15 protein-coding genes are annotated in these 19,349 nt (G+C 47.2%); all 15 read right to left on the bottom strand.

Annotation, left to right across the window (positions count from 1 at the left end; translation table 11 throughout):
• Nucleotides 1–27: 27 nt before the first annotated feature.
• Nucleotides 28–663: a bis(5'-nucleosyl)-tetraphosphatase (symmetrical) YqeK gene (yqeK, locus tag QUA23_RS03050; RefSeq protein WP_333073120.1), complete on the bottom strand. Its 636-nt coding sequence runs from the start codon at nucleotides 661–663 to the stop codon at nucleotides 28–30.
• A gap of 32 nt (nucleotides 664–695) precedes the next feature.
• Nucleotides 696–923 carry a hypothetical protein gene (locus QUA23_RS03045; protein ID WP_333073118.1) on the bottom strand — a complete coding sequence of 76 codons (228 nt, stop codon included), beginning with the start codon at nucleotides 921–923 and terminating at the stop codon, nucleotides 696–698.
• Between the two features lie 339 nt (nucleotides 924–1,262).
• Entirely contained in the window at nucleotides 1,263–2,531 is a 1,269-nt protein-coding gene (locus QUA23_RS03040) for a WcaI family glycosyltransferase (protein ID WP_333073117.1), read from the bottom strand.
• Between the two features lie 161 nt (nucleotides 2,532–2,692).
• Nucleotides 2,693–3,130: an ATP-binding protein gene (locus QUA23_RS03035; protein WP_333073115.1), complete on the bottom strand. Its 438-nt coding sequence runs from the start codon at nucleotides 3,128–3,130 to the stop codon at nucleotides 2,693–2,695.
• A gap of 547 nt (nucleotides 3,131–3,677) precedes the next feature.
• Nucleotides 3,678–4,679: a sugar transferase gene (locus QUA23_RS03030; RefSeq protein WP_333073113.1), complete on the bottom strand. Its 1,002-nt coding sequence runs from the start codon at nucleotides 4,677–4,679 to the stop codon at nucleotides 3,678–3,680.
• Nucleotides 4,680–5,075: 396 nt separating this feature from the next.
• On the bottom strand, nucleotides 5,076–5,744 hold the full coding sequence (locus QUA23_RS03025; protein WP_015178535.1) for a DUF3318 domain-containing protein: 669 nt from the start codon (nucleotides 5,742–5,744) through the stop codon (nucleotides 5,076–5,078).
• Nucleotides 5,745–6,562: 818 nt separating this feature from the next.
• A complete protein-coding gene (locus QUA23_RS03020) occupies nucleotides 6,563–7,618 on the bottom strand; it encodes a hypothetical protein (RefSeq protein WP_333073111.1) in 1,056 nt (351 codons plus the stop codon).
• Nucleotides 7,619–7,838: 220 nt separating this feature from the next.
• Nucleotides 7,839–8,387 (bottom strand): hypothetical protein, encoded by a 549-nt coding sequence (locus QUA23_RS03015; protein ID WP_333073110.1) that lies wholly within the window; start codon nucleotides 8,385–8,387, stop codon nucleotides 7,839–7,841.
• A gap of 16 nt (nucleotides 8,388–8,403) precedes the next feature.
• The gene (locus QUA23_RS03010; RefSeq protein WP_333073109.1) at nucleotides 8,404–9,603 is read right to left on the bottom strand and encodes an XRE family transcriptional regulator; all 1,200 of its coding nucleotides are present in this window, start codon (nucleotides 9,601–9,603) and stop codon (nucleotides 8,404–8,406) included.
• Between the two features lie 16 nt (nucleotides 9,604–9,619).
• Complete coding sequence (locus QUA23_RS03005) at nucleotides 9,620–11,068, bottom strand: 7-cyano-7-deazaguanine synthase (protein WP_333073107.1); 1,449 nt, start codon at nucleotides 11,066–11,068, stop codon at nucleotides 9,620–9,622.
• Entirely contained in the window at nucleotides 11,065–11,694 is a 630-nt protein-coding gene (locus QUA23_RS03000; protein WP_333073106.1) for a hypothetical protein, read from the bottom strand. Before QUA23_RS03000 ends, QUA23_RS03005 begins: the two co-directional genes overlap by 4 nt.
• Nucleotides 11,695–12,061: 367 nt before the next feature.
• The gene (locus QUA23_RS02995) at nucleotides 12,062–13,471 is read right to left on the bottom strand and encodes a ferredoxin:protochlorophyllide reductase (ATP-dependent) subunit N (protein WP_199292772.1); all 1,410 of its coding nucleotides are present in this window, start codon (nucleotides 13,469–13,471) and stop codon (nucleotides 12,062–12,064) included.
• Nucleotides 13,472–13,947: 476 nt separating this feature from the next.
• The gene (locus QUA23_RS02990) at nucleotides 13,948–15,333 is read right to left on the bottom strand and encodes a DUF5331 domain-containing protein (protein ID WP_333073105.1); all 1,386 of its coding nucleotides are present in this window, start codon (nucleotides 15,331–15,333) and stop codon (nucleotides 13,948–13,950) included.
• Nucleotides 15,334–15,367: 34 nt separating this feature from the next.
• Entirely contained in the window at nucleotides 15,368–16,234 is an 867-nt protein-coding gene (gene bchL / locus QUA23_RS02985; RefSeq protein ID WP_006634709.1) for a ferredoxin:protochlorophyllide reductase (ATP-dependent) iron-sulfur ATP-binding protein, read from the bottom strand.
• Between the two features lie 950 nt (nucleotides 16,235–17,184).
• Nucleotides 17,185–19,347, bottom strand: coding sequence for a CBS domain-containing protein (locus QUA23_RS02980; protein WP_333073104.1), 2,163 nt, complete (start codon nucleotides 19,345–19,347; stop codon nucleotides 17,185–17,187).
• Between the last annotated feature and the right edge of the window lie 2 nt (nucleotides 19,348–19,349).

The following is a 19,349-nucleotide window of genomic DNA, read 5'->3' as shown; positions in this document are numbered from 1 at the left end:
GGACAGGATTTCTGATAAATTTTACTTTTAACTTGTGATTTGTTCGATCGACTTTTCTGTCGAATTTCCTGTTTCCGGCGATTCGCGAGCCATTTGCAGCGCCCAATTGCGGGTAAGTACGGTGCGGGGGTGGATGTAGCAGCGAGTTTCTAGCAAATATTTAAGAGAATAATCGCTAGTTTGCCACACGGCTGCATAAAGATTTTGCAAGCTTGCCTCGCGCAGTGCTTCTAGTTGGGCTGTGTTGCCGCGGCTCGGCTCTATGGTATCTGCTACAAATACGGTACAACTGAGCTGACTCATGTTTGGTCTGCCGAGGGTGTGATTGGCGATTGCGTCCAAAATTTCTCGATCGACTACCCCGAATTCGTCTCTGGCGACGATCGCGCTCGCGTCTGCGTGCAGCAAATGCGGGTGTGCTTCCAACACTGAGTCTAACTCTAAACCTTCCTTCTGGGCCATTTGTAGCAGCAGGTGAGGTTTGAAGTATTTTGCCAAATCGTGCAACAAACCGGCCGATCGGGCTTTTGCTTCGTCGAGGCCGTAATGGCGAGCCAAGTCACCTGCTGTCTGTTCGACTCCCAGAATATGTTTGATGCGGGCAGCAGGAACTTTGTCTGACAGCCAAGCTAGAACGTTTTCGCGCGCGGGTGCAAGTGTCAAATATTAACTCCAAAATTGTATGAGCTACTATTTTAGCGTTTTGTTTTGATCGGCTGCGGTGTCGGGCACGCAGGGGTGTGGTGACTTCTGGGATGGGGAGGGGCGAAGGGGGCGAAGGGGGCGATCGGCTGTTTGGTAGATACGTTATCTTTTCTGGTAACTCCTGGAATATTCAAAACAGTTCCTACCTGAACAATTAGTCTAATAAACTTGCTATTTTTGGTAATTATCTCATTTTTTCTATTTTTAGTCAGTGCCATCAAAGGTTATTTTGTCGTTGAGCCGCTGCTATTTTCTCTGGGATTTTTTATGATTATTTTGTTAATTCAACAGAAAACTTTTTTTCTAAAAAATTTAATCAAAATGGTTGTAACGGGAAGTCAAAAGTCTTTTTCAGTAATCTGTATTTTACTTTTAATCGCGGTAGTCAGGGCTTTCTGCATGGCTGCGAGGACAGTTCCGGTTCTTGTATATTGTGGAATTCAATCGCTCAACCATCAGTCTTTCATTTTTTTTGTATTTATGTTAACGAACGTTGTTTCTGTACTGCTAGGAACATCTTTTGGCACTCTAAGTAGGCACGGTTTCAAGCGCTTATCTTATTTTGGCAGGGGCGCAAATATTTTCTCAGAATGACTCGCTGCCACCGCCGCAAACAAAGCTTCATAATGATTCAAAGCTTCCTCAAATCCGTAATTCTCCACAGCATAATTTCTGCCTTGCTCCCCCAAGGCATCGACCTTAGCAGGGTGCAAGTACAAATCCTCAACAGCCTCGGCCAAAGCCTGCGGATCTTCCGGCGCTACAACCACCCCGCCACCGCTTTGCTGCACTGCTTTCTGAGCCGTACCAGTTTCGGGAACCGAAGCCAAAATTGCCCGACCGCTGGCAAGAATTACTTGAATTTTTGAAGGCATATTGAAGTTAGTAACGCGGCGCTTTTGTACGACTAAACTAACATCAGCAGCAGCTAACAAGTCGGGCAATTTTTCTCGCGGTTCAAAGGGTAGCAGCATTACATTATTAGCTTTATAAGTTTCGCAATCTTGTTGCAAGCGCGCCAAGGCTGTTGATTCCCCCACAATTACAAAAGCGATTTCGGTTAGGTGTTTCAAACGAGCCGCTGCTTGGACAACTGTTTGCAAGCCTTGAGTGAGGGCAATATTGCCTGCATAAAGAACGACAAATTTTCCCTTGAGTTTGTGAGTTTCTCGAAATGAGTTAGTTTCCTTGGGTAAGGGGCGAATGAAATTGACATCAACCCAATTGGGCACGCAAACTATTTTTTCCGGTGGTACTCCCTGAGAGTGCAATTTTTTGATAAAACCGCTGTCGATGACGCTGACTTGGCTGGCTGTGCTGTATGCCAATTTTTCCAAAGCGTCAGCAATGCGAACTAGCAGTCCGTTTTTTTTGACCAAGCCGACGCGCACGGCTGCTTCTGAGACGATATCCTGAACGTTGAGGACGATCGGGCAAGCGCGAATCCAGCCGTAAAAGGCGACTGGGACGCAAATCGGTAAAGGGGGCATTGTAGAGAAAATCACGTCGGGACGCCAGCCTCTGAAGGCTTGGACGGCGCTGGAGACGACAAAACTGCCGTCTAGCACAAGTCGGTCTAGGAGGCTGGGGTGGGGGCCGTTGACACGCAGATAGCTGCGCTGAATTGTGACGCCGTTGTGTTCTTCGGTGAGGTACAATTTGCCCTCATATTGCGGATAAATCCGGCGCTGCGGATAGTTGGGCATTCCTGTGACAACTCGGACTTGGTGGCCGCGCTTGACTAGGCCTTGCGCTAGTTCTGTCATCAGGGGGGCAATGCCGATCGGCTCTGGATAATAGTTATAGGAATAAATTAGAATACGCATAATATTTATTTTGAAGCAAATTGTCCTCCAGCCGCGTGCATCGAGCCTGCACCCGCAGAATTGCAGAGGATGTGGTTGGGTGCCGGGTAGGACAATAGGGGGCGAGGGGATCTTCCACTCTTTGGGAAAGAAGCCGCCCTTACCGGGCGGGTATCGCGCCCTCAGCTAATGTTTTTTCGCATTACCAGGCAGTTGCGGCGATCTTCGGTACGGATATAGCGAAGATCGTCTGTGAGCTTGTACATGAAAACCAGTCCCCTTTCTCCTTCTCTGTCCAAAGGATCGCGCTGCTCTTGCATGATCGAATGCAGCTTTGCTTCGAGGTTGAACGGTTGACCCCTGTCCCAAATCCTAATTTCTAAGTAATCGGCAAACACTTTTACCTCAATGTCTATGGGCGTCGCGGGGGGCAAGTTCTGGTGAGCGTGGCGGACAGCGTTTGTAAAGCCTTCGTTGATTATCAGCCGGCACTGCCACCAGAAATCCGCTGGTATCATGGGCAAAACGATATTCTCCAACCATTCCAAAACGGATGTTAAAGCATTCAGGTCTGTTTCAACCTGCAGGTGCCACTCGGCCTTTGGTTGCTTGTCTTTCATCTTTCTTCCCCCTGGTCGGCCCCCACCACCGCTGTACTCAGCGGCGGAGGAAGAGAAAAAGGAGGGCAAGGTCTTGGCAACATATTAGTTAAGTCAAGCTTGAGTTGAAGAAGCCCGTTTTGCCTCAAGGTGAGCATTCCTTTCGCACCATTTACTCGCACAGCAAATGAGAGACTTCCGATACTGTAACCCGCCTCGGTAGGGCGTTTAAATAGGGAAAATTTCCGAGTCAGCTTGCGAGGAAGTGATTTAAGCTTCGATCGTGTTAGCAGTCGGTACTTTTCTAAACACAGGTGAGTTCTTCTCGTCCTCGAAAATCATGCTGGGATCATTCGAGTATGACCTCGAACTCGCCAATTGCTAATTATTAATGCTCTGATTGCAGAGCTGGCAACTAGCTGTGCATTTTCTGGGCGTGTGAATTTTAACACTTAATGCTAGCGTAGGTATCGCTAGCGATCGTCTGCTTGACTAAGTATCGAGTTCGAGTTCCCGTCCCCCGTCGGCAACAGCACCTCAAAGTTCAGCGGTGGGTTGTTGAGGGTTCCTACACAGCGCCACTATTTTTGTTAAACAGGACTGTTACAGTTTTGACAATTAGTTTGAGGTCATACACAAGGCTCCAGTTTTGTTGGTATTTTAAATCTAAACGGATGACATCTTCAAAATCGCGGACTTGAGAGCGACCGTTGACTTGCCATTCCCCTGTCATCCCGGGTTTGACATCCAAACGCTGCCACTGAGGGACTTCGTAACGCTCAACTTCGTCTGGGGTAGGCGGTCTAGTGCCGACTAGACTCATTTCGCCTTTGAGCACGTTCCAAAACTGCGGCAGTTCGTCGAGGCTGGTTTTGCGTAAGATGCGCCCGACTTTGGTAATCCGCGGGTCGTTGTCATTTTTGAAAAATGCGCCAGAAGCCTGGTTTTTGATTTGGGCTTTCATGGCTTCGGCGTTGGTACACATCGATCGAAATTTCCAAATCCGAAATTGTCTGCCCATCCAGCCACAGCGGGTTTGACCGAAAAATATCGGGCCTGGATCGTTGATAGTGATTGCTGCAGCTATGGGTACGAGCAAAATTCCTGTAATCATCAAACCGACTATTGCCCCAACAATGTCTATCAGCCGCTTCACCCACGATTGCACTGAGGGGTGGGTCATCGGTAGCTGATTGTCCGAGGCGTTGGTCTCTGTGGGAGTTGAGGTTGCAGAGGGCTGCTCGATCGTCAGCACTTGATCTAGGCTGGTGAGAGCAAATACTGCCATCACCTGCGGCTTGAGGCTTCGGAGCACCAAGTCGCTACCACGCTGTTTGGCAAATTTCAGATTGCTGACTAAAGCACCGATCCCGCTACTGTCGATGAATGTCGTCTGACTGAAGTCTAGGACAATCTTGCTGGGAACGGTGGTGCTTTCCGAAAAAAGTTGCTGGCAGGTTGTCTTGAAGTTTACAGCTTCAAGTACGCTCAAGCGCACGGGTATGTGAACTGAGGGAATCTCGTCTGAGTACGTTACCCGAAAATCTGCCTCTGGGGTTTGACTGACCATGAAGTCCTGGTTTCAAATTTCAAGCTGATGTCTTTAGCCTATTCTGTCCTAGCAGCTCCACCTTTACCAAATATTATGGTTAACAAAAGGGTAGCTTTATACAAACTTTACAAAAACGCCTGCAAACTCGCCCGCCGAGAATGATATCAAAGGCAAAAATAGACTTAAGTCTACCAGTGCCAGTTTTTGCCCAAAGATTTTTGAGCGCAGTCGCGGTCAAACTTTGACATCGGAATCAAGATTTTTGTGGATTCAGGCAGATTAATCTTGTCGTTAATTATTTTGGTGCCTGTCTTGCACCAGATAGCCATCGCAGTTAACAGTTAACAGCTAACCCACAAGTCAACAGTTAACGGTTAACTGGAAAACCCCCGTAACCAGCGTCGGGGGATGAGGTTAAGAATTGTAGACGTTTTCTGACTGGGAAGTTTCGCGGGTGATGGGTTTGACTTTGGCTTTGGCTTTGGCTGCGTTGCGTTTGAGGGCCTGGAGACGAGCTTCGTATTTAGCCCGCTGCTGTTTTTTGGAGGTTTGCTCGATTAAGGTTTTTAAGGCGCTGCCGAGGCTTTTGTAGGCGTTTGGGAGAGTGTAGCCGAAGCGGGTGGCCAGGGCCAGGGCTTTTTCATCGGCGTCTACTGCTTCTTTTAAACTTTTCTCTCCGTTATTTTTTTGGTAAAGTCTCCAGCCGGAGACGCCGCAAAGGGATAGGGCTAGTAAAAGCAGCAAGCCGTCTTGCACCCAAAGTTCGCCGACGGCGCCGCCTAAACCAATGGCGAGGGCTGCCATTTCCCAACCGTCTCTGGGGATGGTGTCGTTTTGGATTCTGGCGACTTCGTGCCAAAATAGGAGGTTGCGCTGATCCATTGCTAGCTGTTCCCAGCGGATCAGGTCTATTTGGATTTCTACCTGGTCTTTGCCTATTTCTTCGCTGCGGATCAGGGTAGGATTAACTTCTATTGTTTTTTCTACTGTTACCCAACTTTGGAGTTCTGGGGGCAGTATGTTTTTCAAGCGCCGGATCTCACTCATCTCGGCTCTTGCTGTAGAGGTTGCATAGGATGTCATAGCTCCGGCCTATTGATTTTCCAAAGGTTAATATGTGTCTATTTCTGGAGTATAGCAAACCTTTAATCAAAATCTAGTCGAGTAACGGGGGTCGATCGACTAATACTGGCAATTTTACTTGATTTTAGTCTCAGGGGGCGATCGCAACTGCCTGCTCGATCATTTCCTTTGGAGTATTTGAGCGACAGACTTACACTCATCTAAGGGATACAGTACCAGTTATCATACTGCTATTTCTGGCTTCTGCTTTAATAATATTTCTCGGCAAAAGTAGCATTTTGTGTAATAAATTATCGCTGTTTTATCTATTTTTATACCTTAGCTTTATGCCAAATTAATTAACAGCTTTGAATATTAGATAGGAACTTGACTAGGATTTAAATATTACATCATAATTCTACCTCAAATATTTTTCTAATTCTGATATATTTTGGCTTCGGGTTGAGATAGGAAGTAGAGGCGTTGCGGAGAGCTGTTTAGCCGTGATGTTTTAAATTTAATTCCGTGATTCCCGGCTAAGTCTTTTCTGTGAGTTTGGGTAATAAAACTTGTTAAAACTTCTAATTTTTTTATTTTTTTATTATAACTAAATTTTTTTGAGTTGAGTTAAACAGCTTGCGCTTTCTTCCATTTTATGATATTTTTATATGCAATTAAATCTTGCAACTCTTCTAGTTGTTCCTCTATCTTATCTTTTTTTTACGTTGCTGATTAACGGTATGAACCAACTTTTTTCGGAAGTTACAAAACTCACCAGACTTGGCTTATTGCAATTCCGAACTCTTCAATTCATACCTGTATTAAGCAACGCCAAATGATTAAAGTGACTTGAGAAGACCACTTTCTAACTGATAAATTGCTGCCATGATTCCACTTTCAGGATTTTTAAGCAAGGACTTTTTGACATCTTTCAAGTATTCTACAATATGTTCCCGCAAAATTGGTCTTTCTACTTTTACTGTGTGATTGTAATCCCACAAATCCCAGATGATAATCCCGATGCCGACAATCGGGTCGATTAAACTTACTCCCAATTGACTAGCAACTGTACCGCCTGTTTTTGTGGCTACCTTAGCGGCGGCTTTGCTGGCCACTTTTGCGGTAACTTTGCTGCCAACTTTAGCTGCGACTCCCAAAATTAAGGGTTTAGCAACTAAGTAGCCACTGCCGCCAACTAATACTTTTAATGATAAATTCGAGATGTTTCCTTTGTCGCTAATTGTGGTGGCAATATCATTCAGATATTTGTCCCACTGTACTTGCGGTATATTATAATTGTTTTGAACTACTTTTACATTCTTGCTAACTTCGGCTATGTACAAATTAGCAGTATCTTGAGTGATTAATTGAAATCGGAGTTGAGCATTTTTGGGAACCAGCACGCGGTTAGCAAATTCTCTTTGAAAGTCTTCGGTTAATTTTTCGGAAACAGCTTGAGAAGCTGCTGTCATGTCAAATCTGTTGAGTACGGCAGATTTCACGAAATTAAAAGGTACAGTAAACTCCATCTTTTTTTGATTGAAGTAATCGAAGTACCAATCCAGGAAGCTATTGTCTACTCGTGCAATTACTTCGGTTTCCCATTTGTCCAATTCTTGGGAGGCGAAAGTTTCTGCGGTTATATGGGATTGTTGGATGGCGTTTTTAACGTCTTGGTTGACTTTGCTAAAATCGTGCGGTGGCGAGACTACAACTGCTGTGGTTCCCGTATTTGTTAGGGACTGGGAAATTAGAAAGTTACCTAATAGGGGAATGATGACTACTAAAATTACGATCGTCCAAATCATAGGTGTCACTGTTTTGATAAACTGACCGATAACTCTGAGACGTTCTGTTTTCTCTGAATAGCTAATTTCTTCCTTGTCTTGACTCATGGCGGTTTCTCAACTGATGAGAGTTGGGCTAGTTTCGATTATAGGCGATCGTACTTGCGATCGTGTTACGGGCGTGTGGCCTGAGATTCTGGAAAAGTTGGGTAAAAGTGCGATCGCTCTCTTTATCTGGGTTAATCTGCAGTTAATAAAAAACTCCATCGCCTTCACCTTAATTCTTTCATATGACCATTTAACTAATGCTCAGCTTAAACTTTCAGCCTCACTGCCTCGCAGTTTCCCACCAATTCTGCAAAGGGTGGCTTTTAGGTGGCATATATCGCCCCTTAACTCGAATTAAATTCAGTACATCGCGTAGTGTTTGCGAATCAACACCTGCTTCCTCTGACCAATGCTTAACTATCTCTAGGGTTGATAAAACCTGAAGCTGTGGTGTCTCGTTCCGAAAAAACGATATCGCCCGTTTATCATCGGTCGCCATTGCCCATTGTCGGTGAACTGCGATCGCGCCAGTCGCTGACTCGCCGTCATCTAAAATAGCGGCGTAATTCACAAAGGATTCGGCCTCTTCTTCCGACTCAAAATCCACGGTTATAAGTAGACTTTGTGCGATCGCTGCCTCGAATTGAGACGCACCATCATTTTCTTCGCCCTCAAGACGCTGGAGTGTTTGTAACTCCAGCTCTCGAACAACCTGGGTAACTGCAACCCGAACAGGAATAGACTTCAAAATTCCCAGTAATTGACCAGAAGCGCAAAAGTTTAGAACGCAGCAGGCATCAAGAAGAAGGTGGGAGTTAACAATCTGCATAACTTGACTTCTCCCATTACTCCTGCATATCGATCAGGTCGAAATCAGAGGCTTCCTCCATCATTCCGCTTGAATGTTCCCGCAATGCTTCTGCGATGCGGCGCGCCTCCAAGCGATCGACATTTAGGAAATCAGAAAAGCGACTCTCTGTAATCAGTCCCTGATCCAACGCCTCGATCGCCAGATGCTGATAGTGGAGAGGGATTGTATCAGTGCGCTGTGGGATGTCCTCTAAGCCAAGCTCCTTTTGTACCTTTCTTACTTTCAACCCGCGATCGCGCAATCGCTCCCAAGTTCCCGAGGGTAGGAGATCCATTTCTTCTAACCGATAAGCAAGCGCTTCTATCGACACACCGTAGTAATGGGCCAGAGTGAATAAATAAGTCGGAGTGAACTTGCCATGCGTGCGGCACACATCATTGAATCGCTTGAGCAAGCCGCTAGTGGGCATCAAGAAATATTTTGGGAAAGTGTCGGCTAGTCGTTCGCTCTCTGGAACTCGCTGATACTGACCTTCAAATTCCAACACAGCTTTTCGCCGATGTGCGAGAAAGTGAAGGTATTCGTGAGCCAGCGACCAACGCCGCCGCTCCTCTGGATGATTAGCATTGATTGCAATGCAACCACCAAGTCGTTCATCGTAGCTGTAAATCCCTGAGTATTTTGGTGGCATCTTTAGATAAAAGATGCGAAGTCCCACATCCTGCTCTAGAATGTCCCGCAGCCGTGAAATCGGACTATCTCCAAGCCCAAGCCGCTGACGCTCCGCAATCGCTATGCTTTCCGCCACAGCCTTGAGTGGCATATTCGTCACCTCGTACTCAGGAGGATAGTTCTGGGGAAGTGGTGCGGACATAATCTCTTCAAGCTCTAGGTAATTCCGACACAACTCCTCTAGGCGCAGAATTGCTGGTTCAATCTGTACCTCTTCTCCCTCACTGCGCTGATAGGCTGCCCGGAATTGCATCTCGAAAGGTTGAACCACTGGACGAGCTCGAACGAATTCACTAACGGAGCGCCCATACGCACGGGCAAGCTTAATTAGTTCAGTTGCTTTAAGGCGGCGCTCTCCTTTTTCGATCGCCACCATAGTAGTGCGTGCAGCATCGATGACTTTAGCTGCATCAGACTGATTCATACCGCACTTTTTACGTGCCTGCTGAAGAAGTTCCCCCAGTGTCCGCAGGTCGATGTTGTCAAGGATGTTCGTAGTCATACATTTTTCCTCAACCTTACTGAACGTTGACTGCGTTTCTATTTGATACCTGCTGTTTGCCACATTGATTTAATGGGCAAACCGCAATTTGGGATTTTACTGTATCCCATTCAGAAACATAGGTTCGATAAAGCTGAATTAGCTGGCCGCGCATATCAATGGGCAGTAAGCTTTCTGCCCCAGCGCTGCGATCGACGATATCATCCAGCACTGGAAACTCTCGTGTCAAAGCTTCCCACTGAAGATCCATTTCATCTGATACATCAAGCAAATTTCGGAGGGTGTTAACCTGCACAAGCATATGATCGAGATGCAAACTGGACTCCTTTGGCGGGCAGTTTCCGTGAAGCACTACATAGCGCGTTCGATCTTTTATATAGGTAGCAGCAAGCGCTTGTCGTCTTAAAAGACAAGAGGAACAGTAACCACACTGCATCGGCTGCTGGCGATGTGGGCTGTCGCATGACATAGTTAGCGGCGGCAAGCCGTTTCTCCCGTCTTTTGCCAATGCTTTGCACATTTTGGCTTTAGTCCAGAACAGAAATGGGTTTTTTACGCGGAACTCTTCTCCTAAAAGTTCTGAGACGACATCGCTAACCATAAGTAAAGTCAGCGGGTGAACAGAACGAGAGTGATCCAGTCCCACAGCAGATGCGCGGTAAGGAAGGTTAATCGCCCCAATCCCATTCTCGTAAACACACAGAACCCGCTGACCCATGAGATATGCACACGCGGCACCAAGCAGCGTGAAGACAACACCTCGCGAACGAGAAAGCTTATTCTTAAGCTGCATACCGCTATCCTGGAAGCGGATTGGCACACGAAAGAGGGTGCAACGGCTGGGGAAGATAGACTGAACTGTCTGTGCAACTTTTCCCTGACGGTTATAGACTTGATCGCTGCTCCCTGTTCCGAACAACACGAAAGACTTTTCTGGATACATTTGAAGACGAGTGTACAGACCTGCAAGGGCATCAAGTCCACCACTCCACAGCGCCACTTCACATCCTTTAGGTGCTATTGGAAGAGATTGGTGCTCAACGAGGCGTTCCGCTACGATTCGTTTCTGAAAGTGAAAAACCCACTCGCTCCCTGTTGCCCAATCAAGAAGTTCTTCCAGCTTTGTCCGAAACGCTTCGGCACTCAACAGTTCTGGATGACGGACAGGAAGCACCACATAAAGGCGACGCTTCTTCTCTCTCAGGTTGTGGGGCGCAAGGCGGTCGGAAGCATGGATTGCAACGGCGAGGTCAACGAGGTCAGCAATGATGGCTGGAAACTCTGCCTGAACCCGATACCCGAATGCCTCATCATCCACATTGATACCAACAGTTAGCTCTTTGCCCTGAGAGTGATCTATGAAGCGCACAGATCCATGACTGTTCGATACAGGTTCAAAAAGCAAGGTGTAATTGCTGTGATCGCCGTTGTGAAGCTTCTGCTCAATCGAAGGTTCGTAGTTCATCGCAGCTCCTCATTATCCATGTCTATCTTTTCCACATTCTTGCGTGGAGACCGTCGCAGGTTTTTCACATCCTTATTCGCATTAGCCTTCTTCGCCCATTGACTGATATCGGCGAAGATATCTGGACGGACAGCCTCAACACGCTGTGTAAGGGTCGCGTTATCAACACCATCATGGTGATTACGTGTCAGCGGAATCCGCTCCTCAAATTTCGACTTGTAGACTTCTTGGAAAAACCGCTCCACAACAGTTTCTGAGCAATTGCTACTGTTTGCTGTCGGGTTATAGCGAAATTCATGGAGGATGGCTTTGCCAGCACGACGGAGTAGTTCTTTGACATAATGCTTAACTTCCGCTTGTCGTACCTGTCTATCGATCTCCGTGCTTAAAGCAGCCCAATTCACAGAGCTATTGTGGCCAGCAGTTTCCATCGCCTGTTCTAACATCTCCCCCATTTGCTTGGCGTATTTGACCCCAATACCGTAGTTTTTCTTGATGTCCTGTATCACAGCTCTCTTTATAACTTGAGCGCATTCACTGCTGTTAGCTTTTCCTTCGCAAAGCCACTTATACGGCTTCTGGTAAAGCCCCGAAAGCTGACTGTGAATGATATCTCCGTCGGGCATGGTCGAACCTCCAAGACTCGGAGTTTGCTTCTATGATGAAGCTAGCCATGTTTTCTGACAATGTCAAGTATTAAGGTCAAAAAAAATAGTAAATGTCAGGATCGAGCTTGCCAAGATTAGATACAGCCCACACTCGGAGATGAGGAGGAGCGTAAGTGGGAACTTGATCGCACACCTCCTCCCCTACCTAGCAGCAACAGACGGGCGATCGTACAATTTAACGGACTAGCCGGGAAAATTGGCTTGACTAGAAAAAAAAAGACCTATGGCTGTTGCACTAGCTGTGGTGCATTAAATGTCCAGTAATTTTCTACTGAAAAAACCCGGTTTCTTGGAGAAACCGGGTTTTTTATAACGCTAAAAACGATTAAACCTTCGCTTCATTCTTCACCAAATTACCCCAACCCAAATCCTTCAGCGAATTATTCCGGCGCAGCGGACGAGTCACCAACTCCAAAATATCCCGCGCATTACCAAAGCCGTGAATCTGAGCAAAAGTAAACTCAACAGACCACTTAGTATTAATCCCCCGCGCTTCCAAAGGATTAGCGTGAGCCATACCAGTAATCACCAAATCAATATTCTGCTCGTAAATCCGCTGAAGCTGATTGTAATTGTCCGGTTTCTCCACAATCCGAGGAGTAGGAACTCCCATCTCGTGACAAGTCTTTTCTAACAAAGCCAATTCGGCCGCCTGATAGCGCTTGTCCATGTAAGGAATGCCAATTTCCGGGCAAGTCATGCCGCAGCGAATCAAGAAACGTGCTAAAGAAATCTCCAGCAAATTGTCTCCCATAAAGAAGACAGATTTGCCGCGAATTATTTGCAGGTAATCTTCCAAACCAGCCCAAATTTGCGCTTCCCGTTCGTCCAAACCTTTTGGTTCAATTCCCAACACTGAGCAAATCTTTTCAATCCAAGCGCGAGTTCCGTCAGGGCCGATCGGGAATGGCGCACCAATTAGCTTGCACTTGCGGCGGCGCATCAACGTAGAAGCAGTACGCGACAAGAACGGATTCATGCCCGATACATAATAACCTTCTTCCAAGACTGGCAATTCAGTGTAGCGCTTGGAAGGAAGCCAACCGGAAACTTTGATTCCTTGCTTCTTCAATTCTAGAGTTAGCTGAGTAACAACCGGATCGGGCAAAGAACCGAAAAGTACCAGCGGTGTGTGCTTGACATATTCCGATTCATCTGCTGCAACTTCCTCTTTTTTCTTGCCGAAATTCAGCAGTTGAGAGATAGCATTGCGTTCTTGTTTCTGAGATTCCATCACGGGCGCTTTCTCAGGACATTTAGCAGCCATCGCTGCTAAAACGGTATCTTCCCCTTGAGTAAAAGCGTAATCCAAGCCGTTAGCGCGCGCTGTGACGATGGGAATGCCAATTTCGGCTTCCAGCTTCGGCGCTAACCCTTCCAAATCCATTTTGATGATTTCGGTGGTGCAAGTGCCGATCCAGACAATTACACTGGGGTTACGATCGCGCTTAATTTGCAAGCACAGCCGCTTCAACTCATCATAATCGTTTAACTGAGCGGAAATATCGCCCTCTTCCAACTCAGCCATCGCATAGCGAGGCTCAGCAAAAATCATCACGCCCATTGCGTTTTGCAAGAAATAGCCGCAAGTCTTAGTACCGATGACCAAGAAAAAGCTATCTTCAATTTTTTGATAAAGCCAAGCTACGCAGCTAATCGGACAAAATGTGTGATAATTGCCTGTTTCGCATTCAAAGTTTAAAGCTTCCGGTTCATTAGTAGTAATAGCAGTCATATCTCAAATCTTCTCCCTTTAAATTGTTTTTAGTCTGAAACAGGACAGGCTTGCCTAGCGATGAAATGCCTGTATTTTGCGATCGCCTCGTTTCTCTGGCGGACGATAGAAATAGGTTTTTTTTCCTCTCGAACGCAAACAGGCGCAGCGGCGAGAAAACACCTGTTTTGTGCGATCGCGCTTTCGCAGCGAACAATAATAGAAATACCTGATTTTGGGCTAATTCCTCTGAAAAATAGATGCAGCCAATTCAATATTTCCGCAGCCGCAGCATCCAAAATTTGAGCTAAAAAATTCTGCGCGAGGGCTTATAATCCCTCACAGCAGGGATTTAATTTTCTTCAACTCGCTCCGGCAAAAAGCCTTTTGGGAGTTGTGAGTTGGAGCTAATTAAAAATCAACAAATCGCAACTCACAACTCACCAATAGACCGGCAAAATTCAAGACTAGAAGAGATGCGGGCGATCGCCACAACCTCACTTAAAATCCGACAAAAAGCCCGAAATTTCTTCATCCTCATCGTCGGAATCCAAATCGCCGAGACCTAGAGCATCTAAATCATCTTCATCGGGATCTCCGGTAGTTGCTTCCCCTAGATCGTCGAGTCCGAGATCGTCGAGGTCATCGTCATCAGATACAGAGAAATCGTCAATACCGTCATCGTCCAAGTCACCCAGATCCATGTCTAGGTCATCTGAGGTCGCTGTCCCAAACGGATCAGGTATTTCTTCGGCGACAAACTCTGCATCTTCTTCCCCAAACGGATCGGATATTCCCGATTCGAGATCCCCAGAGGTCAAAGTCCCAAATTGTGAGGCTTCTTCTTCCTCGTCATCGCCGAGGTCGAGACCGCCCAAAGCCGAGGCTTCTTCTTCCTCGTCATCATCGCCGAGGCCGAGACCGCCCAAAGCTAAGGCTTCTTCTTCCTCGTCATCATCGCCCATATCAAAGTCAGATACGGCGTCTTCCTCATCGTCGCCCATATCAAAGTCAGATACGGCGTCTTCCTCATCGTCGCCCATATCAAAGTCAGATATGGCCTCTTCCTCATCGTCTTCGAGACCGAGAGCGTCCAAAGCCGAGGCTTCTTCCTCGTCATCGTCCATGTCGAAGTCGGAGACCGCTTCTTCCTCCTCGTCATCGTCCATGTCAAAGTCGGAGACCGCTTCTTCCTCGTCGTCGTCCATGTCGAAGTCGGAGACCGCTTCTTCCTCGTCATCGCCCAAGTCGAAGCCAGAGACTGCTTCTTCCTCAAACTCATCGAAGGATTCGTCGGAGCTCAGTGCTGACGCACCAGCAGCCAGACCGGCTGCTCCGGCGACTCCGGCGACTACTCCGGCTGCTGCTAAGGCCGCACCGCCCAATTTATTAGATTTGGCATCAGCGGGTGCAGCAGTTGCAGTTTGAGCTGCTGCGGGTGCAGCAGTTGCAGTTTGAGCGACTGCGGGTGCAGTAGTTGCAGTTTGAGCGACTGCGGGTGCAGTAGTTGCAGTTTGAGCCGCTGCGGGTGCAGTAGTTGCAGTTTGAGCCGCTGCGGGTGTTGGAGATTTACCGGCCGTCTGCGGCGCGATATTTGAGGGCATACCCAGCGCGATGTCCGGGTCAAAATTTAGTCCCAACACTTCGATCAGGCTGTCTGCATCCGGCTTGAGTTTTGAGAAGGGCAGCATTAATTGCTGGAGTTCCGGCTCCAGGGCAGCCGCAATTCCCAGGATGAGGTAAGAAACAGGCCTTTTCCCGCCGTCGGGTGTGGCGACCGTGTTCTCAGCCGTCATGTGCAGGAGCAGCCAAGCCCGATTTACCTGGTAGTAGTCCAACCACTTCTGTTTGAGAGCAACTGAAAAAGTATCAAAAAAAGCCATAACCTCTTTATCCTCATCCTGATCGCTAGACCTATTAAACCATCATCAGGTCTAGCTCATCTTCCTCCTTCTTGACCACCGGTTGCACTGGATTTAGATAAAAATCTGAAAGTAAGGCGAATAATTCGCGATCGGGCGTGTCGTTGGGCACTACTCCTTCGGGCATTGCCAAAATCTGGTCGGCGATGTTGAGGTAGTAATCGCAGACGTAGTTGAGGGAAGGATCGCTTTCGGCCATCTCAAACAATGTTTTGCCTTTGACGCGAGAAACGCGGATGTCTTCAATCAGGGGCAGCACTTCCAGCACCGGCATCGGTACAGAGTCAATGTACTTGTCGATCAAGTCGCGCTTTGAGGTGCGGTTGCCAATTAAACCGGCGAGCCGCAACGGGTGAGTGCGGGCTTTTTCGCGAACTGAGGCGGCGATGCGGTTGGCTGCAAATAAAGCGTCGAACCCGTTGTCGGTAACAATCATGCAGTAATCGGCGTAGTTCAAGGGGGCTGCAAAACCGCCACACACTACGTCACCGAGCACGTCGAACAGGATGATGTCGTATTCGTCGAAGGCATTGAGTTCTTTGAGGAGTTTGACGGTTTCACCGACTACATAGCCGCCGCAGCCAGCTCCTGCGGGGGGGCCACCTGCTTCTACGCAGTCAACGCCGCCGTAGCCTTTGTAGATGACATCTTCGGGCCAAACGTCTTCGTAGTGATAGTCCTTTTGCTGAAGGGTGTCAATAATTGTGGGGATCAAGAAGCCAGTGAGGGTAAATGTGCTGTCGTGCTTTGGATCGCAACCGATTTGCAAAACTTTCTTGCCGCGCTTGGCTAGGGCAACGGAGATGTTGCAGCTTGTTGTCGATTTGCCAATTCCACCTTTTCCGTAAACTGCGAGTTTCACTCTTTGTTCTCCTATAGGTTTCTATCAAAACGATGAGGGCTGGGTTTTCATGCTTTTTTTCGATCGCCCAACTCCAATAGCCCAATTGCAATAGCCCAATTGCAATTCCCTTACTGTCAGTCGATTTGAGATTTCAGATTTGAGATGAAAGAAGCGACTCCACAGATGAATCTGGGGCTTCTCTCTAACTAAAATTTTCGATCTCGACGACTTTTGTTTGGGGCTTGTATCCGTCTTTGGGTTAGGCCAATTTTGGACTCGGCCCTTAGTCACCTCGTTGAAAGCATTATTAGCTAACTTGCGATGAAAAGAAAGGGGGCGTCTAAATGAAAATGCTAGTAAATTTGTTTATTTTGCATCTTTGGGAATCTTAACTGGTTTTTTGATATAAAAATCTATTTTTATATTTTTTTTAGCTTTTAAATAGATTTTAGAATACTTTCTTAATATAAAGAGGTACAAAAATAAAACAAAAATTAACTTCTCAAACAATCTGGGCTTTTGGCTTTGGGGCTAGGATGCAGGCAGTTGATGGCTTGTGCGGGTAACTCGAACGGTCATAAAGGCGCTAGTGGATGAGGCAAACTCGAAGTGAGTTCGGCTCATTTGGGTCAGGGGAGAGCAAAGTTATGGGATTTTTGATTTTTGATTTGAGATTTGAGATTGGCAAAGATTGACTTTGCTGGGGTTTCTGGTGTTTTGTAAAAAATTGTGAATTTTTAGGAAATGGTGGCGAGTCGGAGATTGGGGGAGTGAGTCAGGGAGAGGGAGAGTGGATGGGGAGAGTGGGGGAGTGCGAGAATATGATGTCTTGCGCATGACTACTGATACCAGTTGAAAAAAAGAATGCAACTGTAGGCCCGTGATCCAAACCACGAGCTTAATGAGTCATTTCCAATTCTTAAATTGTTCAATCGAAAATCTAAAATCTAAAATCCTATGACTGCTGACTAATGACAACTGACGATCGGAATCTCGATCGCAAATTCAGTGCCCCGTCCCGGTTCCGAAACGCAGTTGAGCCGGCCCCCGTGCTGTTCGACAATTAAATGGTAAGAAATCGACAGTCCCAACCCAGTGCCCTTGCCTACTGGTTTGGTAGTAAAAAACGGGTCAAATAATTGGCGGCGAATCTCCTCCGGTATGCCCCGCCCGTTGTCGGAAATGCGGATCGCCACAAAATCGCCACCAACAACTTCAGTACGAATTGTAATTGTCGGCACACTCAATGGAGAACTAGGATTTGACGGGGGTGAATTTTTTCCATCTCTCGTCGCCCATTCCCCTTTCTGGATTTCTTCATCCAAAGCATCAATAGCATTGCCGATAATATTCATAAACACCTGATTGATCTGACCGCCACAGCACTGGATCAGGGGCAACTTACCGTATTCTTTAATAATGTTAATAGCTGGATGTGCGCCGTGAGCTTTGAGCCGATGCTGCAAAATCAACAAAGTGGTTTCGAGTCCCTCATGAATGTCAACGAGCTTGATGTTAGATTGATCCGATCGCGAAAAATTACGCATCGACACAACTATTTGGCGGATGCGCTCGGTTCCTACTTGCATAGAAGACAGGATCTTAGATAAGTCTTCTACCAAAAAATCGACTTCCATCTTTGCTGCTGCTTCCCTAATTTCCGAGACAGGTTCGGGATAGTGCTGCTGGTAAAGTTCCAACAGTTGAAACAATTCTTTGATGTAGTGGCTGGCGTGGGAAAGGTTGCCGTAGATAAAATTAACAGGATTGTTAATTTCGTGAGCGATACCGGCAATCATTTGTCCCAAAGAAGACATTTTTTCGGTTTGCACTAATTGAGTTTGAGTTTGCTGCAACTTTCGCACAGTTTGCTCTAATTGCTGCGCTTGATTTTTCAAGCAAGCTTGCTTTCGCCGCAGCGCTTCTTCGACTCGCTGGCGCTTGAGAATATCCCGTCTCAACAATTCATTGGATTCTAAAAGTTGAGCGGTGCGTTCTTCAACTTGTTTTTTTAAGTCGTCGTGAGCTTGGCGCAGGGCTTCTTGGGCCCGTTGCCTCTCTAAAATTTCTTCCTGCAAAAGTTGGTTGGCTTTCTGCAATTGGGTGGCTCGATCGTCCACTGCTTGCTGCAAAAGCTCGATCGTCCCATACATTTCAGATTGGTTAAAAACTTGCGGCAAATTTGTCTGAGACACAACGCCCAAAAGTTCTCCCTGGCTGCCAACTACTACCAAACGGCGGACGCAGTGGCGCTGCATGGACTGGTGGACACTCCACAGGGAATCGGCGGGAGATATGCAAAATAAAGGCGCACTCATGGCCCTTGCTGCTGGGATTTCCGAGAGGTTGAGCTCGAGGGCGTGAAACTGCACGATGTCGCGCTCGGTGACAATGCCGATCGGAATTTGATAATTTTGTGGTGGTGCGATCGCCCGATCGGGATGCTGAGTTTGCTCTTGGACAATGACTACGGAACTAACTCGATGCTTGACCATGAGCTGGGCTAAATCGAGGGCTGAGGCAGTTGTTGGGGCAGAAATGACTTCTTTGGTCATGACATCTGCTGCACAGCGCAAATTGGTTAGCAAGTTAATCGGTTGCAGGGCTTCGTGAATGGCTTCGCGGGTGATGATGCCCAGAAGTCGCGAGTCCTCGTCCACTACGGGCAAATGCCGAATCTGATGCTGGCGCAACGTGAACATAGCTGTGAAAATATCTTGAGACTTGGATTGTTTGAGGGTAATGGGCGATCGAGTCATTACGTCAGCAATTGTCAGTCCGACCGTACAAGCTGCGACGGTAGTTAGCTTGACGATATCCCGTTCTGTAAAAATGCCGATCGGTCGATTATCTTCCACGACTAATACGCAACTGCGCTTGGCTGCGCTAGCAACAGCGTTTTGTTTTTCGCCACAAAGCTGACAGGAAACGCGCATCGGGTTCATGAGAGCCAACACCTGCGCGATCGGGGTTTCTGGAGGCACGGTGAGGGGGTGGCGGTCGATCGCCCGATCTAAAGGTGACGAGTAGAGCGGCCGGTTGTTAGGCCGTCCGGCTGGTTCTGATGATTTAATTACGGGCAACTGCGGGGCTGAATCTCGAAAATGTTGTAATTTTTCTTCTTGTAGCATGA

Source organism: Microcoleus sp. Pol1C5 (assembly GCF_036701115.1).
Classification (GTDB): domain Bacteria; phylum Cyanobacteriota; class Cyanobacteriia; order Cyanobacteriales; family Microcoleaceae; genus Microcoleus.
The sequence above is the reverse complement of the archived record's forward strand: the minus strand, read 5'-3'. Positions and strand labels throughout refer to the sequence as shown.

Excerpts from the sequence above, each read along its gene's own strand:
- QUA23_RS03045 (WP_333073118.1), bottom strand. The coding sequence starts at position 923 with ATGGCACTGACTAAAAATAGAAAAAATGAGATAATTACCAAAAATAGC.
- QUA23_RS03040 (WP_333073117.1), bottom strand. The coding sequence starts at position 2,531 with ATGCGTATTCTAATTTATTCCTATAACTATTATCCAGAGCCGATCGGC.
- QUA23_RS03035 (WP_333073115.1), bottom strand. The coding sequence starts at position 3,130 with ATGAAAGACAAGCAACCAAAGGCCGAGTGGCACCTGCAGGTTGAAACA.
- QUA23_RS03030 (WP_333073113.1), bottom strand. The coding sequence starts at position 4,679 with ATGGTCAGTCAAACCCCAGAGGCAGATTTTCGGGTAACGTACTCAGAC.
- QUA23_RS03025 (WP_015178535.1), bottom strand. The coding sequence starts at position 5,744 with ATGACATCCTATGCAACCTCTACAGCAAGAGCCGAGATGAGTGAGATC.
- QUA23_RS03020 (WP_333073111.1), bottom strand. The coding sequence starts at position 7,618 with ATGAGTCAAGACAAGGAAGAAATTAGCTATTCAGAGAAAACAGAACGT.
- QUA23_RS03015 (WP_333073110.1), bottom strand. The coding sequence starts at position 8,387 with ATGCAGATTGTTAACTCCCACCTTCTTCTTGATGCCTGCTGCGTTCTA.
- QUA23_RS03010 (WP_333073109.1), bottom strand. The coding sequence starts at position 9,603 with ATGACTACGAACATCCTTGACAACATCGACCTGCGGACACTGGGGGAA.
- QUA23_RS03005 (WP_333073107.1), bottom strand. The coding sequence starts at position 11,068 with ATGAACTACGAACCTTCGATTGAGCAGAAGCTTCACAACGGCGATCAC.
- QUA23_RS03000 (WP_333073106.1), bottom strand. The coding sequence starts at position 11,694 with ATGCCCGACGGAGATATCATTCACAGTCAGCTTTCGGGGCTTTACCAG.
- QUA23_RS02995 (WP_199292772.1), bottom strand. The coding sequence starts at position 13,471 with ATGACTGCTATTACTACTAATGAACCGGAAGCTTTAAACTTTGAATGC.
- QUA23_RS02990 (WP_333073105.1), bottom strand. The coding sequence starts at position 15,333 with ATGGCTTTTTTTGATACTTTTTCAGTTGCTCTCAAACAGAAGTGGTTG.
- QUA23_RS02980 (WP_333073104.1), bottom strand. The coding sequence starts at position 19,347 with ATGCTACAAGAAGAAAAATTACAACATTTTCGAGATTCAGCCCCGCAG.